This window comes from Lutimonas halocynthiae (genome assembly GCF_030409835.1).
Taxonomy (GTDB): Bacteria; Bacteroidota; Bacteroidia; order Flavobacteriales; family Flavobacteriaceae; genus Lutimonas; species Lutimonas halocynthiae.
Genome location: NZ_JAUFQO010000001.1, coordinates 125,253 through 141,436, shown reverse-complemented (window position 1 = coordinate 141,436; position 16,184 = coordinate 125,253). Strand labels below are relative to the sequence as shown.

The 16,184-nt window shown below is 35.3% G+C and carries 20 protein-coding genes; 8 read left to right on the top strand and 12 right to left on the bottom strand.

All coding sequences use genetic code 11. The features are described from left to right. Nucleotides 1-46: 46 nt before the first annotated feature. Entirely contained in the window at nt 47-949 is a 903-nt protein-coding gene (locus QWY87_RS00640) for a pseudouridine synthase (RefSeq protein WP_290287355.1), read from the bottom strand. 114 nt (nt 950-1,063) lie between these two features. On the opposite strand from QWY87_RS00640, the gene QWY87_RS00635 reads away from it, so the two are divergent. After that, nucleotides 1,064-1,204, top strand: a complete 141-nt coding sequence (locus tag QWY87_RS00635) for a hypothetical protein (RefSeq protein ID WP_290287353.1) — start codon at nt 1,064-1,066, stop codon at nt 1,202-1,204. On the opposite strand, the gene QWY87_RS00630 is transcribed toward QWY87_RS00635, so the two are convergent. The 5 genes from QWY87_RS00630 to QWY87_RS00610 all read right to left on the bottom strand — a co-directional run bounded on the left by QWY87_RS00630 (nt 1,194) and on the right by QWY87_RS00610 (nt 6,118). Next, nucleotides 1,194-2,138, bottom strand: coding sequence for a geranylgeranylglycerol-phosphate geranylgeranyltransferase (locus tag QWY87_RS00630; RefSeq protein ID WP_290287350.1), 945 nt, complete (start codon nt 2,136-2,138; stop codon nt 1,194-1,196). The genes QWY87_RS00635 and QWY87_RS00630 overlap by 11 nt on opposite strands. A 13-nt stretch (nt 2,139-2,151) precedes the next feature. Continuing rightward, a complete protein-coding gene (locus QWY87_RS00625) occupies nt 2,152-3,078 on the bottom strand; it encodes a mevalonate kinase family protein (protein WP_290287348.1) in 927 nt (308 codons plus the stop codon). 119 nt (nt 3,079-3,197) lie between these two features. Next, nucleotides 3,198-4,289: a diphosphomevalonate decarboxylase gene (locus QWY87_RS00620; RefSeq protein WP_290287346.1), complete on the bottom strand. Its 1,092-nt coding sequence runs from the start codon at nt 4,287-4,289 to the stop codon at nt 3,198-3,200. A 34-nt stretch (nt 4,290-4,323) separates the two neighbouring features. Beyond that, nucleotides 4,324-5,040 carry a LytR/AlgR family response regulator transcription factor gene (locus QWY87_RS00615; RefSeq protein ID WP_290287343.1) on the bottom strand — a complete coding sequence of 239 codons (717 nt, stop codon included), beginning with the start codon at nt 5,038-5,040 and terminating at the stop codon, nt 4,324-4,326. Between the two features lies 1 nt (nt 5,041). Next, complete coding sequence (locus tag QWY87_RS00610) at nt 5,042-6,118, bottom strand: sensor histidine kinase (protein ID WP_290287340.1); 1,077 nt, start codon at nt 6,116-6,118, stop codon at nt 5,042-5,044. Between the two features lie 194 nt (nt 6,119-6,312). Between QWY87_RS00610 and QWY87_RS00605 the strand changes: the two genes are divergently transcribed. The 7 genes from QWY87_RS00605 to arsB all read left to right on the top strand — a co-directional run bounded on the left by QWY87_RS00605 (nt 6,313) and on the right by arsB (nt 10,123). Next, a complete protein-coding gene (locus QWY87_RS00605; RefSeq protein WP_290287338.1) occupies nt 6,313-6,663 on the top strand; it encodes a MotA/TolQ/ExbB proton channel family protein in 351 nt (116 codons plus the stop codon). Nucleotides 6,664-6,737: 74 nt separating this feature from the next. Next, on the top strand, nt 6,738-6,974 hold the full coding sequence (locus QWY87_RS00600; protein WP_290287336.1) for a hypothetical protein: 237 nt from the start codon (nt 6,738-6,740) through the stop codon (nt 6,972-6,974). Between the two features lie 66 nt (nt 6,975-7,040). Next, the gene (locus tag QWY87_RS00595) at nt 7,041-7,373 is read left to right on the top strand and encodes an ArsR/SmtB family transcription factor (RefSeq protein WP_290287334.1); all 333 of its coding nucleotides are present in this window, start codon (nt 7,041-7,043) and stop codon (nt 7,371-7,373) included. A 31-nt stretch (nt 7,374-7,404) separates the two neighbouring features. Continuing rightward, on the top strand, nt 7,405-7,875 hold the full coding sequence (locus tag QWY87_RS00590; RefSeq protein ID WP_290287332.1) for a GNAT family N-acetyltransferase: 471 nt from the start codon (nt 7,405-7,407) through the stop codon (nt 7,873-7,875). 41 nt (nt 7,876-7,916) lie between these two features. Then, nucleotides 7,917-8,459: a DUF6428 family protein gene (locus QWY87_RS00585; protein WP_290287330.1), complete on the top strand. Its 543-nt coding sequence runs from the start codon at nt 7,917-7,919 to the stop codon at nt 8,457-8,459. Between the two features lie 15 nt (nt 8,460-8,474). After that, nucleotides 8,475-9,092, top strand: a complete 618-nt coding sequence (locus QWY87_RS00580; protein WP_290287328.1) for an arsenate-mycothiol transferase ArsC — start codon at nt 8,475-8,477, stop codon at nt 9,090-9,092. After that, the gene (arsB, locus tag QWY87_RS00575) at nt 9,092-10,123 is read left to right on the top strand and encodes an ACR3 family arsenite efflux transporter (RefSeq protein WP_290287327.1); all 1,032 of its coding nucleotides are present in this window, start codon (nt 9,092-9,094) and stop codon (nt 10,121-10,123) included. Before QWY87_RS00580 ends, arsB begins: the two co-directional genes overlap by 1 nt. 28 nt (nt 10,124-10,151) lie before the next feature. Here the strand turns inward: arsB and QWY87_RS00570 are convergent, their stop codons facing one another. The 6 genes from QWY87_RS00570 to panC are packed head-to-tail and all read right to left on the bottom strand — an operon-like array spanning nt 10,152 to nt 16,142. Beyond that, nucleotides 10,152-11,720: a M20/M25/M40 family metallo-hydrolase gene (locus QWY87_RS00570; protein WP_290287325.1), complete on the bottom strand. Its 1,569-nt coding sequence runs from the start codon at nt 11,718-11,720 to the stop codon at nt 10,152-10,154. A 53-nt stretch (nt 11,721-11,773) separates the two neighbouring features. Further along, complete coding sequence (locus QWY87_RS00565) at nt 11,774-12,994, bottom strand: BaiN/RdsA family NAD(P)/FAD-dependent oxidoreductase (RefSeq protein WP_290287323.1); 1,221 nt, start codon at nt 12,992-12,994, stop codon at nt 11,774-11,776. After that, nucleotides 12,991-13,905, bottom strand: a complete 915-nt coding sequence (locus QWY87_RS00560; protein WP_290287321.1) for a GYDIA family GHMP kinase — start codon at nt 13,903-13,905, stop codon at nt 12,991-12,993. Before QWY87_RS00560 ends, QWY87_RS00565 begins: the two co-directional genes overlap by 4 nt. 35 nt (nt 13,906-13,940) lie before the next feature. Continuing rightward, nucleotides 13,941-14,912, bottom strand: a complete 972-nt coding sequence (locus QWY87_RS00555) for a lysylphosphatidylglycerol synthase transmembrane domain-containing protein (RefSeq protein WP_353959138.1) — start codon at nt 14,910-14,912, stop codon at nt 13,941-13,943. Nucleotides 14,913-14,915: 3 nt separating this feature from the next. Then, a complete protein-coding gene (gene panD, locus QWY87_RS00550) occupies nt 14,916-15,266 on the bottom strand; it encodes an aspartate 1-decarboxylase (RefSeq protein ID WP_290287319.1) in 351 nt (116 codons plus the stop codon). A gap of 33 nt (nt 15,267-15,299) precedes the next feature. Next, complete coding sequence (gene panC, locus QWY87_RS00545; protein WP_290287317.1) at nt 15,300-16,142, bottom strand: pantoate--beta-alanine ligase; 843 nt, start codon at nt 16,140-16,142, stop codon at nt 15,300-15,302. Between the last annotated feature and the right edge of the window lie 42 nt (nt 16,143-16,184).

Sequence of the window (16,184 nt, the reverse complement as noted above, 5' to 3'; positions counted from 1 at the left end):
GACTGCTGAAAAGCAGTCTTTTTTTATATAATTAAATCCAAAAAGATTAGATCATTTTCAAATTATTGACTTCCTGTTCGTTTAAATGACGCCATACACCACGACCAAGATTTCTTTTGGTCAGGCCTGCGAAAATAACACGATCAAGTTTGATGACGTTGTATCCAAAATGTTCAAAGATTCTACGAACGATTCTATTTCTTCCAGAATGAATTTCAATACCCACCTCGAATTTTGGTTTGTTTTCGATGTATGAGACTTTGTCAACAAAAACCATTTTACCATCTAAAACAAAATTCTCAGCAATCTTATGCAGATCAACCATTGAGAGTTTTTTGTCAAGTGTTACGTGGTATAGTTTTTTAACGTTATGCTTCGGATGCGTAAGCTTTTTAGCCATATCACCATCGTTTGTGAACAATAGAAGACCAGTTGTTTCTCTATCCAGCCTTCCAACAGGATAAATCCTTTCTTTGGTAGACCTGTGAATCAGTTCCATTACTGTTTTCCTGTTTCTTTCATCATCCATCGTTGTGATATAGTTCTTTGGCTTGTTTAACAATACATATCGTTTAGCCTCCGGAGTAATAAGCACATCATCAAATCGAACTTCGTCAGTGGGCTTCACTTTATAACCCATTTCGGTAATTATTTTACCGTTAACTGTAGCACTTCCGGCACTTATATAAGTGTCTGCCTCTCTTCGAGAACAAACGCCTGAATTAGAGATGTACTTGTTTAAACGAATCTCATCTGACTCCGCTTTTTTCGGCAGTTTAGATGGTCCTTTTTTGAAAGATTTTACTTTTTCGGGATGTGGTCTGAAGTTTTTATCCTTTGATTTTCCCTTAAAAGATCCTGAATAGGATGATTTTGATTGGCTTCCTTTTTCAGTACTGCCAGATCCTCGCTCCTGTCGTCCTCTCGACGAGTTGTTTTTTGCGGTCATTTGTAAATTTTTTGCAAAAGTACGAAATCATTTCAATAAGTAGTTGATTATCCGTCAATAACCTTAATTAAAAAATTCGTAACTTATTCAGACTTGAGTAAATGAAACTGAATTATGGAACAAGCGGAACTAAAAAGTAAAAAGACCAAGAAGGATAGTTGGTGGAGAAGAGCCTTACAAATTGCCATTATTATTATGGCTACGTCTTGCGGGTTTGTATTAAGAGTGGGCTTCTTAGAAAAGTCTAGACTTTAAGAATTCTTTTGATAATCACTGAGGTGTCGATGAGCATAAGACTTAGGACGCCTATAATGATGATGAGCTTAATGGTATTATGAAGAATGACATAATCTCTTTTGGTGTTTGCTTTCCATAGAAATACCAGGAATATAACGAAGACGATTCCTACCAGATAGAAATAATACTTCATCATACCAATTTCAGGGTATTCCCAAAGAAAATATACCGGATTCATAGTGAGCAGCACAAGCAAGGTGATGAGAATCTTCGTAAAATGCTCCCCATATGTTACGGGTATGGTTTTATAATCCTGAACAATATCTCCTTTAATATTTTCAAGATCTTTTAATAATTCTCTGATCATTAGAACAAAAAAGAGAAAAGCAGCATGCGTAAAAATGATCTCAGAAAAATTCTTGTAGTAAATAAAAATGGCAAAAAATGGTAAAATTGACAAAATTGAGGCTGAGAACAAGCCTGTAAGAGGATACTTTTTCAGCTTATGGGAATACAACCATATTAAAAAGATATAAACAGAAAAAAACAAGGCTGCCCGCCAAGACACCAGGAAACCAAACACTACACCAACAAAATTTAAGAAGAAGTAGATTCGTAGTTTGATTTTTTGACTAACGATACTATCGATCTTAGATTTAATGGGCTTATTGATCAGGTCTTTTTTGCTGTCATAAAAGTTGTTGATAATATAACCAGATGCTATGACGCAAATTGTTGCTAGGATCAGAAAATATAAGTCAAGATTAAAAATGACATCCCCCAAAGACTTTTCAGGTGAAAAAATAAAGATAGCGGCAAGGTATTGAGCCAAAACAATTATGGCAATATTATAGCCTCTTACTACTGAAAGTAAGCTTAAAAACTTAAAGAAAAGCGAATACTGTTTTTTGGGTTTTGGTTTTTGAACCTGCCCTTTAGTAACATCAACCATAGTTTAGGAATGGTTAAAACCTATAAACTAATTCCAGTTTATAGTCTTCAAGTAGTTTTTTGGTCTTTTGATAATCTTCAGTAAAACCTAAAATATAACCACCTCCACCTGAACCACAAAGCTTCAGATAGTAATCATTAGTTTCGATTCCGTTTTTCCACAGTTGGTGAAAAGAATCTGGAATCATCGGTTTAAAGTGTTTCAATACAACCTTCGACAATTTTTTTACATTTCCAAATAATGATGTTACATTTCCGTGTAAAAAATCATCAATGCAATTGTCAGTGTGTCTTGCAAAGTCACGATCTATCATATTTCTAAATCCTTCATTCTTCATCTTGTTCATAAAGATGTTGACCATAGGTTGGGTTTCACCTATCATTTCAGAATCCAAAAGAAAAACAGCTCCTTTTCCTTCCTTTTGAGATGGAATACCGGTAGCTTCAAGATTATTTTTAGATTTAATTAAGATCGGAAGACTTAAATATGAATTTAACGGATCTAAGCCTGAACTCTTCCCATGGAAAAATGATTCCATTTTAGAAAAGGTCGATTTTAATTTAAGTAATTTTTCTCTTGTAAGATTTTCAAGAACGGTAATTTTATCATCAGCATACTTGTCGTAAATCGCCGCTACTAAGGCGCCGGAGCTTCCAACTCCATATCCTTGAGGAATACTGGAATCAAAATGCATATTACGATCTATATCAACTTTAAGTTCGTCAAGTCTTAGCTGAATTTCAGGATCTTTTAATTGTGAGAGATACAAATAGAATTCACTTAGTTTTCGATTTGAATCTTTAGCTTTTTCTGTCGTATCGTCAGAAATAATTAAAGCTCCTTGATAAGAGTTATATGGTATCGCCAGACCTTTTGAGTCTTTTATAATGCCGTATTCTCCAAACAAAAGGATCTTAGCGTAAAAAAGTGGGCCATTCATTGCGTCCATATATAAATTGGGTACAAATATAATAGAAAAATAGTTTATATCTATGTACTTGATAATAAACGCATAAATTCTATAAAACTTGTGTAACGATTTATTATTTCTTCATTTCCTTAAGAAGCAACTGATTTTGCCCCAGATCCAACGTGGTCACTAATGAATTGTTTATTCTGGCAATATCCGGCAAGTTCTTCTTTAATAAATTCGTCAACACGTTTTTTATCTCTTTCCGGAAATAATACATGAACATTAGCTCCTGCATCCAGAGTGAAACAAATATGGCAGCCAGAGCTTTTTCTAAAGGCCCAGATGCTTTCAATAATTTCTAAGGTATTCGGTTTCATTAAAATAAAATACGGATCAGATGTCATCATCATGGCATGAAGAGATAATGCTTCTTTTTCTACAATATCAATAAAAGCATCAAGGTCTCCCTTTTCCAAAATTGGAATAAGCCTGCTCATATTGTCTTTTGCCTGATCAAATCTGGCTTGGGCGAAGGGATGATCCAACATTAATTTATGTCCTATGGTCGAAGACACTTGTTTCACGCCTTTGTCAACCAGTAAAATGGTGTCATTAAAAGTGGTAAAAACCTGATGAATAGCGTCAGGGTATTTTATACCAAACAAGTCACTACTTCCAAATATATTTGAATGTTCTCCCCAAACAACCAAGGGTCCTTCAATACTTCTTGCGGCACTTCCTGAACCCAATCGGGCAAGAAAGGAGGCTTTTTCTATGAAATCACTTTCAGAAATATTGGGATCAACGATTTTTTGAATGCTCATCAGACAAAGCGATAAGGCGCTCATTCCGCTGGCACTTGATGCAATACCACTACTATGTGGGAATGAATTTTCTGTATGAATTTCAAAAGTGTAATCAGTAATAAACGGAAGGTATATCTCGATTCGCTTAAAGAACTCTTCAATCTTTGGAGCAAAATCTTGTTTTTCAATTCCATCGAGAAACACATTAAAATCAAATGACTTAGAAGGTGCTGATTTAGGAGTATAGATTAAAGTAGTAGTTGTATGGCAATTTGATAAAGTAAAGCTAATAGAAGCATTCTTAGGAATTTGCGGATCTGTTTTTCCCCAATATTTCACTAGCGCAATATTGCTAGGACTCTGCCATGTGACACTGCCCTCTGTGAGAGAATCGCTATGGCTGGGCTCAAAAATAAATTTCTTTTCGATCAAAATTATTTTGGTTTTGGCAAAGATAATTCTTTAGCTAAACATTATCTAATCTATGTTTAACATCATTTTTATAACTCCGGCTAATTGGAATCGCCTTGTTGTGAATTTCTATAAATTCATTTGTGAAGGATTCAATTTTGTTTATCGAGACGATATATGAGCGGTGAACTCGAAGAAAGTCTTTTTTCGGAAGTTTCGCCTCAATACTTGATATGGTTTCTCGGGTTATGATCACCCTGTCATTAGAATGGATCTTGACATAATCGGCCAAACTTTCAATATAATCAAGTTCTGAAAAATCAATCTTAATCATTTTCCTGTCAGATCTTACAAAGAAAAAATCGGCATTTTCATCAGGGATGTCTCGCGCTTCATCTTGTCTAAATGATAAACTCTCATTTTTAAATTTATGGATTGATTGAAACAATCTTTCAAAAGAAATCGGTTTGAGTAAATAATCGACAGCTTTTAGATCAAATCCGTCTAAAGCGTATTCCCTGTAGGCGGTGGTAAAAATGATTTTAATTTTTTTATTGATTGACTTGGCAAAGGACAGCCCAGATATTTCAGGCATATTAATATCCAGAAAAATCAAATCAATATTCTCGGAATTCAATAAATTAAAGGCTTCAACAGCATTCTTACAAGAACCTACAATATGAATTGAATCAATTCTTTTTAAATGATTTTCGAGTATTTCGCGAGCCATCGGCTCGTCATCTACGATGATACAATTTATGGTTTTTGCCATGTTAGAAGCTATTTATATTTTCAATATAAAGCTCTACAATATACCAATCTTCAACAAGATTGATTTGTAGGTTATAGTTATTAGGATAGATTAAATCCAATCTTTTCTTTATGTTTTCAAGACCAATTCCGGTTTTTGTTTCATGACCTTGATCTTGTTTTACGGTATTTTTGATGACAAACCGAAGAGCATCATCATCAACTTCGATAAGAATATTTACCTGTAAAAACCCATCGATTAAATTACCGTGTTTAAATGCATTTTCAACAAAAGGTATTAAGAGCATGGGCGGTATTTGTTTTTCCTCAAAGAGTTCATCTGAGGTAAAGGATATCTTTAGTGTGTCCTGGAATCTGATACGCTCTAAGGCAATATATTCTTGCAAGTGCATGATTTCTTCCTTTAAACTTACCTTGGGCTTGTTCACTTGATAGAGGATATAATCCAATAAATTGGAAAGCTTTAAAATAATATCTGGCGTGTTCTTAGATTGCTTTAGCGCAAAACCATAGATTGTATTTAGTGTATTAAATAAGAAATGAGGATGAATTTGCTTTTTCAGATACTGCAATTCCTGGTCTTTAATCTGCAGTTGGGTTTCCAGAATTTTGTTTTGTAACTCCTTATTCTTTGATTCAGTCGCAAAATTATGACTGAGAAGATTGACAAAACTAACCAGAAGTACCACTAGATAAACCAGAATAAGCACAAAGATGTAGTTCCTGCTCATTGGAGGCATTTTGTCTACATTTAAATTAGACAAAAAGAGCAAACTGGCAAAGATGGTCATTAAAATGAGCCAGGTTGAAAGGATCACTGTATAGATACTGTATAATGAGAAAAGAAAATATTTCTTGGTCAGCAGGTAGGTGGGAATAAGGTAATACACCACAAAATAGGTAGTGATCATTGTCACAGGGATGAGAAAAGCTGAAAACCAGGTGACAAAATTAGAATCCGTAGAATTGTAGCTGAAAAAATACACATAGAAAAACCATACGCCTATCCAGAACAAGAGGTGTATCGAAATGAATTTTGAATTGATTAGTTTGGCAAGATTCATGGCTGCAAGTTGCATATATTATTTGAAATAGTACAATTAATAGGTTGGATGACACTATTTGATAAGGATTCTACCATTTTAATAAAAGAATATGCAAATTACTACTTATTTTAGTTGAATCAAGCATGTTATGAACCATCCGTCGCAATTCTTTAAGTCGATTCGATCTTTCTATTACATTTGAATCAATTAATCTTAAACTATACATTATGATATTTGATCGTTTGAATGAAGGGGGACCATTTTTTATGTATCCACTGTTTTTTATCCTTATTTTAATAATTATTCTTATTGTAAAGGCATTTGTGCAAAAAGGTTCAGTTGAAAAAACCATGAGTTTGATAAGCTCTATTGCCTTGTTTGCAATTGTATGGGGATTTTTGGGCCAGATCATTGGCTTGATTAGTGCTTTTGATGCTATTGAATCTGCTGGAGAAGTTTTACCTGCCGTATTGGCCGGCGGATTGAAGGTCGCTTTTCTTGCACCTGTTTTAGGGATGTTTACTTTTCTCGTGGGAAGATTAGGTATCATCATCCTGACATGGATAAAGAAGGACTAAAGCGCACATTTTTCTAAATATAAAAGATATTCATTTTGATAAGCAGAATGAATATCTTTGCGTAAAACAGAACCATGGAAAGAAAAATTAAACTGATCTGGGATTTTAGAGGACCGGAAGCCCTCGAGATAGCCAAACACCATGTGATTCACCTCGAAGAGTTTGCGGTGAAGGATAAACTTTTCTTTTTTGAGACGGATATTGAACCCGTCAATGAATTGTATTGTATCGCCTATATCACTGTTAAAGAGGAAGATATGATTAAATATCGTGATGCATTGATGCCTCATCGAGGTGAAGTTGCTAAATAAGTTATAGAATAATTTTTTTTATAATTAGTTTCATCGTACATTTGCGATGAACAATAAGAGAGCATTATGAAAAGATCAGCAAAAGATTTTAACTATTCTGATGATACCGCTTTACTTGCAAAATTTGCAAAAGCATTAGGGCATCCGGCTAGAATTATTATCCTAAAACATTTGAGTAACCAGAGTTGCTGTTTTACAGGTGATTTGCTTGAAGTATTGCCTTTGGCACAATCTACCGTTTCACAACATTTAAAGGAATTGAAAGATGCTGGACTTATTATAGGTGAAGTTGATCCTCCAAAAGTAAAGTATTGCATCAATACTGAGAATTGGCTATTAGCTCAGAACTTGTTTAGTAGCTTGTTTAAAGAAGATTTTTCAAAGATTAACTGTTGCTGATTTGAAAATGAAAACGATTCAAATAACACAAATGAAGAAGGCAGATTGGCCAGCAGTATCCGGAATTTATCGACAAGGGATAGAAACTGGAATGGCCACCTTTGAGCAAGAAGTTCCTGAATGGGACTACTGGAATCAGCATCATGTTGATTCTTGCAGATTGGTTGCCAGGGAAGGAGAAAAGGTTCTAGGCTGGGCAGCATTATCAGCAGTTTCTTCAAGATGTGTATATGGAGGTGTGGTAGAAGTTAGTGTCTATATAGCCGAAGAGGCCAGAGGGAATAGGATAGGAGAGCGTTTGTTAAGCAGATTGATAGATGAAAGTGAAGCGCAGGGCTATTGGACACTTCAATCTGGAATATTTCCTGAGAATGTTGCGAGTATTAGTTTGCATGAGAAACTAGGATTTCGAAAAATTGGTTTTAGGGAAAGAATAGGTCAGTTACATGGTGTCTGGAAGGATAATATACTGATGGAGAAACGGAGTAAAGAAACAGGTTGAGAAGCAACCATAAAAAATAATAACACATAAAATAGAAGATTATGAAAGTAAGTGAATTTATTAAAGTACTAGAAGAACAAAAAAATAAAGAATTATTATTTTCTTATACCAAGGATAAATTAGTTGGTGCCAATTATCATTTAACAGAAGTAAAAAATGTACAATTTGATACGACTGATTGTGGAGGTAAGACTAATTTTTGGGAAGAGACACATTTTCAGTTATGGGAAAGTCCAACTGAACTGGGCAAGAGAGATTATATGACAACAGATAAGATCTTAGCTATTATAAATAGAGTCGATAGTATTAAAGCTATAAAAAAGGATACTGACTTAAAAATGGAATATGGAAATGATACTTTTGCCACTGCTGTGATGCCGGTAAAACATATAGAATTTGATGAGAAAAGAGTTTATATAAATCTGTTTTCAGAGGCAACGAGATGTAAAGCGAATGACGTTTGCGGAATATCTGGGGTTGAAATCGATACAGAAAGTCCTATATTTGACCAGCAAAAACCAAAAGCCAAACTTTCGGAATTACAAGAAGCTTCTTCATGTAATCCCAATAGTGGATGTTGTTAAAAATTAATCATAATTATGGCATTATTTGAAGAACTGGATATCTTCGTTTCTACTTTAAATATTGAAAGGATACCTGTTGAGAGAAAGCAAACGCTTCAGCTGCTAATCGATTATATTTCTGAATATTCTAAAACAGAAGAAACGATCAATATCAATTTTATTTGTACGCATAATTCAAGGAGAAGTCACTTGTCACAGGTATGGGCTCAAACCTTTAGTTATTATTTTAATATCAAAAATGTATTTTGTTATTCTGGAGGAACAGAAGCAACAGCTTTGTTTCCAATGGTGGCAGAAACTTTGAAAAGCGTAGGATTTGAGATTAAAAAATTATCCGAGGGTAACAATCCTGTTTATAGCATTAAATATTCGGAGAATGAGCACCCTGTTATTGGTTTTTCTAAAAAACTAGATGATGAATTCAATCCTAAGTCTAAGTTTGCTGCTGTGATGACATGTTCTCAAGCCAATGAAGGATGCCCTATTGTTTTGGGTGCAGAAACAAGGGTACCCATTACTTTTGAAGATCCAAAAGCATATGATAATACCCCGATTCAGACTAATAAATATGCCGAAAGAAGTATGCAAATAGCAACTGAAATGTTCTACGTTTTCTCTAAAATTCAATCATAATGGCATCAAAAAAGCTAAGTTTTCTCGACAGAAATTTAACGCTATGGATTTTTGTAGCAATGGCTATTGGGGTGGGTCTGGGTTACTTCATACCAACTTTTCCGGACTTTGTAAATTCATTCAGTTCTGGTACAACCAATATACCGATAGCTATTGGATTGATTTTAATGATGTATCCGCCTTTGGCAAAAGTCAAATATTCTCTACTTCCCAAAGTATTCAAAAACACAAAAATTCTTTCAATTTCTTTGTTATTGAATTGGATCATAGGACCTGTGTTAATGTTTATTCTTGCCATTACCTTTTTAAGAGATTATCCTGAATATATGGTGGGATTGATTTTGATCGGGTTGGCACGTTGTATCGCCATGGTGCTGGTTTGGAATGACCTAGCTGATGGAAGCAGTGAATACGGTGCAGGCTTGGTCGCATTAAATAGTATTTTTCAAGTTTTTGCATATAGTTTTTATGCATGGATATTTATAACTGTTTTGCCTCCTTATTTTGGATTTGAAGGAGCCATTGTTGATATTTCAATTGGGACAATTGCAGAAAGTGTTGCTATTTATTTGGGAATACCTTTTCTAGCAGGAATATTGAGTCGGTTGATTTTAGTAAAACTTAAGGGTGAAAAATGGTATGCTGAAGAGTTTATTCCAACCATTTCTCCTTTAACCTTAATTGCTTTATTGTTTACGATTGTGATTATGTTCTCCTTAAAAGGGGAGTTAATCGTAGAAATTCCAATGGACGTTGTAATTATTGCAATACCGTTACTTATTTATTTTAGTCTAATGTTTATTATTGGCTTTTTCGTGACCAAGGGAGTAGGAGCCAAATATGATGAAACGGCAGCTGTTGCATTTACCGCAGCAGGTAATAATTTTGAATTGGCAATTGCTGTTGCAATAGCAGTTTTTGGTTTAAACTCTGGACAAGCTTTTGCAGGTGTCATTGGTCCTCTGGTAGAGGTCCCGGCACTAATTTTGTTGGTAAAGGTTTCTTTTTGGTTAAAAAAGAAATATTTCTAAATCAATCCATTCAAAATAATCTTTAATCCTAACGCTTGCGAGGTAGTTTTTCAGGACGTTGTGCAATTTGATATACCAATCCTGCCAAAACAGTTGCATTGACCATGAGGTCTTTCTCAGGGACATATTCCAATACATCCATATTGGTATGATGGGTAACCGATTGATAATTCAAGGGGTCCTGAATAATTTGAAAGGCAGGAATATTATAGTGATTAAATACGTCATGATCTGTAAAGTTCGTGTTTTGAATTGTTAGATGATCGACTCCCAATCTGGCATAAGGTTTGAGAAGCTCTTTAAAAACAGGTCTTACTGCTTCATTCCCCTGAAGATATATACCTTTCATCATACCGGCTCCATTATCCATATTGAGGTATACTGAAACCTGCTCCGATTCTTTTTTAAATTTATCATCAGCTACCTTTCCAAAATGATTTTCGGCATAGGCTAAAGAACCAATATAGCCTTGTTCTTCACCTCCCCATAAACCAATTCTGATAGTTCGTTTGGGTTTTACGCCCGAGGCTTTTAGAATTCTCATTACTTCCATCATGACGGCACTACCTGCACCATTGTCAGTAGCACCTGAAGACGCGTGCCAGGTGTCAAAATGGGCACCAATCATAACAATTTCATTTTTTAATTTGGGATCTGACCCGGTAATTTCTCCAATAATATTTACATTATTTTCAGGTTCAAGGTATAATTCAGAATCCAAATGAAACTTTACTTTCGGGGTGGTGCCTTTTTTGATCATGCGACTAATCCTTCCAAAATCGTCAACGGAAATAGCAAAGTATGGGATTCCTTGTTTTTGACCTTCTCTATTATTATATGTTCCACTTGGGTGCAATATACCCGGATGAAGGTTTGTTGTTCCTAAGGCAGCTAAGGTGCCTTCTTTTTCAAGAAATTCAAACAAAGGTCGTTCTGAAGCTAGAAATTTATCCATAAAAGCAAGCATTTGGGGCAAGGATACATTACCCATAGATGGACCTAAAGGATTATCTGGATTAGGAACTAAACTACCCTCAGCTTCTGTTAATTCCTCTTCTGAATGTCTTGAGCTTAGTGGATCTAACATAATGTTATTACCAGATGTTGAGCCTTTGAGTTTTGGGATATTTTTACCCAAAAGCACCGTTTTTCCCTTTAACTTTCCTCCCCAATTTTTTTTAACCTGTTCCAGATCATTAACATTCTCAATAAATATGATTTCAGTTTCTTGAGCACCCTGGGAATCTTTTGTCCAGGCGTAAGGATAAGCCTCAATCTTTATATACGAAGGGTCTGTTACCTCAATATTGAATGATTTAAGATCCCAACCTAAACAGTCGTCACAATAAGGTTCTAGTTCAACTTTATTGAGACCCCAGCTTTCCAATTTTATTTTTGCCCATTGCGCAGCGCTATAATACTGACGTGTCCCTGTAAGTCTTGGTCCGTAAGAATCAGATAATTCTTCAACAAGTTGAAATACTTGAGAATTTTGAAACCCTTCAGTATTAATTTTCGCCAAGGCATTTTCTTGGGCAAAGAGTGAACTATTCAGAAATAAAATGCAGCATAAGATGCGAAAAGATTGTGTAAGCATGATTAGGTTTTTTGATTTCTATAAATATAACAAAAAGACCTAACAATCATAATCTATTGATCGGCAATAGCTTTGGCGGCAATATATCCTCCAGTCCAGGCATTTTGAAAATTGAACCCTCCAGTTAATCCGTCTATATTGAGCACCTCACCCGCAAAAAACAAGTTGTGGAGTATACGACTTTCATAACGTTTAAAATTAATCTCTTTTAGATCTACCCCTCCAGCTGTTACAAACTCCTCTTTGAAGGTTGTTTTTCCGTGTGAGGTGAATTCTGTTTTGGTGAGTTTTTCAGCAAGATTTTCTAACTGCTTATTAGAAAGATCTGACCAATTTTGATTTGAATTTATTTTGGCTGAATTGACAAGCTTTGACCAAAGTCGTTTAGAAATTTGTTCAAAACAAGATTTAAGAAGCACATTCTTTTTTGGGCTATGATTTTTTTGGGCTTTTAGATGTTCTAATACATCTGAATATGGCACATTGAGCCAATTAACAGTCACTGAAAACTGATACTTCAATCGCGCTAAATGAATCGCGGCAAGTGAAGATAATTTTAAAATCCCTGGCCCACTGAGCCCCCAATGGGTGATCAAAAGAGGGCCGTTACTTTCGTAAAGTCCGCTTTCAATACTGATATGTGCATCAGGTACCGATATGCCTGGAATATCTTCAAGAATAGGATCCTTTATATTAAATGTAAACAGAGAGGGAACAGGTTCGATAATCTTATGCCCGAGGCTTTTGATAATCTCCCAGATTTTAGAATTCCCTCCAGACGCAATGAGTAAGCAGTCAGCTTTGAAATGTGCATTCTTAGTTTCAATAATGAATTGCTCGTCGGCTTTACTAATTTTCATTACGTTTTCATTCAGCATGACTTTTACACCTGCCTGCTCAGCACTTTCAGTAAAACAATCTAAAATAGTTTGTGATGAGTTTGATTCAGGAAACATCCTAAGATCGTCTTCAATTTTTAGAGGGACACCCTTTCTCTCAAACCATTCAATGGTGTCACCTGTCATAAAAGAATGAAACGGGCCGAGTAATTCTTTTTTACCTCGTGGGTAAAACTCAATAAGTTCTTTTGGATCAAAACAGCCATGGGTCACATTACATCTTCCTCCACCTGAAACCTTAACTTTTTGAAGCACTTTCCCACTTTTTTCTAAAATAGTAACTTTTAAATCAGGATTAGATTCAGCCATATTTATGGCTGCAAAGAAACCAGCTGCGCCTCCTCCAATAATAATTACTTCTTTAGAATCTGTCATATTGTTTTTATCATCGATGCATAAGGAATAACAGTTTGATACCCCTTTAAGCTAAAATAATCAGTTGTTGTATGGTCACCAGTGGCAAGAATAAAATCACCACCCCAGGCCCCCAAACTTTTAATTTGCCCTTTAAAATCTGAAAAAAGCCTTTGCTGTATTGTTTGTTCTTTTAGAATTAATGATAAGATTGATTCATGTTCCTTCAAAAGCGCATTGAAATCAGAAAGCGTGTTTGCTATTAAAAGACTCTTTGAAATCTCCGTAATTCTTTGAACAGCTTTTTCATCAAACTTATTGCTTTTATAAGCTTTGATACTCTCACTGCTTATCTGTTTTTTATTGAGATGAACAAAATAAAGCTGGTCTTTGAATGAAGGGTCAAAAACTACTGTTTCAATTGAAGGAGTATTGTCTTTAAGTTGGTAAGTAATGGCTTGATCATGCTGCGCACAGGCGATGTCATAACCACTGCCTCCAAAGCTGTTGAATAAAAGGTCAAAAGCATCGACCTTGGCCCATTGGGCAATATTATTGATAAGTGTAGAAGAAGTTCCTAAGCCCCAGTTTCTGGAGAAAGACAATTTAGTAGTTACTTGAATACCATTCGCATCATTCAAAAAGGCTGTATTTGTTATTTTTGCCTGCAAAAGGATCTTCTGAAGGGTTTCAGCCACTTTTCTATCTCCGTCGAAACTTAAAAGTGTCAGTTCTGGCAGGCTGTATTGCGCTTTAAACCAGACGGCTCCTTTTTCATCAATACTCGTCCAGCTCAGTGTGTTTTCCCGCTCAGTTCTCTCTACATTTAACTCTTGTCCATACAGTGTAGGAAGTGCTAAGCCTTTGGCACCATCAAGAATCAGGTATTCACCGCTTAACAATAATTTTCCGTTACTATAGAATTTATGCATTGTATGAATCAAATATTCAAGTTTTCTAAAAATGGCTACGCTCTGTCTTTATTATAAATCGGTAGAATCAAGAATGACAAGCCACCAAAGAAAAGTACCATCATTGTTTGAGCCGTCCACATAATCCAGCCAAAGGCCAGAGCCGGGTTTTCATCAATTCCATAAAGTGTCAGCGCGCTGGCCACAAAGATAGGGTAGGTACCCAGACCTCCATTGGTTAATGCCATACTTAGGCCTCCAACTACAAAACCAACAATAATGGCTCCAAAGGCTAAATGAGTCGTTTCTGGTAATGCAAAGGTCACGACGTAAAACATTAAGACATACATAACCCAAATAAAGACCGTATGGAAGATAAAGGCCCATTTCTTTTTCATCCTAAATATACTAATGACGCCTTGAATCAAGCCCTGAATAAAAGTCTGAATTTTTAGGACCATAGGATTCTTAGATTTCCTTAGAACCCATATAAATATCGCTCCAGCTATTCCCAGAATTCCCAGAATGTACCAAGTATAGCCCGTTCCAGAATCTTCCTTACTAAATAGGTAACTCGAAAGAAGCTCTGTTTGATATACAAAAGCCAGTGCCATAATACTTAATAACATGATGGCATCCGCTACTCTCTCAGATACGATGGTTCCAAATGCTTTTTCAAATGGTATGTTTTCATATTTTGCTACAGTCGTAGCTCTTGCAATTTCTCCGGCTCGAGGAACGATTAAATTTACCAGATAGGCAACCAAAACAGCCATAACATTATTCGCAAACTTGGGTTTGTATCCAAGAGGATCAAGCATAAATTGCCATCGGTATGCCCGCGACAAGTGACTTAGAATTCCTAAGAATAAAGAGCAGGCAACCCACCAATAGTTAGCAGTTTTAAAAGAAGTTTTAATAGCTTCTATATCGTTGGGCTTCAATTTTGAAAGAGAATACCAAATGAGAAAAACCCCCAAAGCAATAGGGAGTAAGGTAAAAATGATCTTTTTAGAATTGATTTTCAAAAACTATGTCAATGAATTATCTTTTTCATTCGGAAAAATGATAGAAGGCTTGAACAATTTGGCTTCCTCAAATTCAAGCATAGCATAAGATATGATAATGATAATATCATCTTTAGCTACTTTTCTAGCGGCTGGCCCGTTAAGGACTATATCACCACTTTGTCTCTCTCCTTTAATAGCATAAGTTATTAGTCTTTCACCATTGTTTATATTAACAATGTGCACTTTTTCTCCTTCAATAATATTAGCCGCATCCATAAGATCTTCATCGATTGTGATGCTTCCAATATAGTTCAAATCAGACCCTGTAATTCTTACACGATGTATTTTTGATTTTACAACTTCAATATTCATTTTTTGCTTAGAATTTTAACCGTGCAAAGTTACTCAATTTAGAGCGATATTGTCTATTAATCTGATCGACCCGGCAAAAACCGCGATAAACCCTCTGTATTTTTTATGAGGCAAGATTTCTGTGGCGATTCTAAGCGACTCTGTATCAGCTACTTCAAAATATTCTAATTGAAGGTCCTTGTTTTGTATAAACTCATTTTTAACAAAACTTTTAACACTGTCAAGATCATTATTGTTAAATATTTTTTTGCTTTTTAATAAAGTCTGGTAAATTTCAGGAGCTGCATTGCGTTGATTTTCAGTAAGTCTTGTGTTTCTTGAGCTCATTGCCAAACCATCTATTTCTCTATAAATTTGAACAGGAACGATGACAATCGGAATAGATTCTAAATCAACCATTTTCTTTATAATCAAAAGTTGTTGATAATCTTTTTCTCCGAAATATGCTTTATCCGGCTTGGTGATCTGAAATAGTTTTTTAACAATAGTAGCTACTCCGTCAAAGTGACCTTGTCTGTGTTTACCCTCCATCACGCTATCGAGTCCGTCAAAACTAAATGCTTCAGATCGCGTATCCCCTTGGTATACTTCTTCAACAGTTGGGGTGAATACATAATCGCAACCCAATGATTCTAAGGCCTCAAGATCGGCGTCAATTGTACTTGGGTAATTGATTAAATCCTCTTTTTTATCGAACTGAGTAGGATTGACAAAAATGCTCACAACAACCAAATTATTTTCTTCCTTGGCTCTCCTTACTATTGAAAGATGGCCTTCGTGAAGCGCACCCATAGTAGGTACTAATCCTAAAGTTAAATGGTCATCTTTAAGAGATAATGATTGCTGAAGAGATTTTATGGTTTTGAAAACCTCCATTTTGCTGTTAAATATTGTTAATTGGAGCCTCAAACTTAAGAT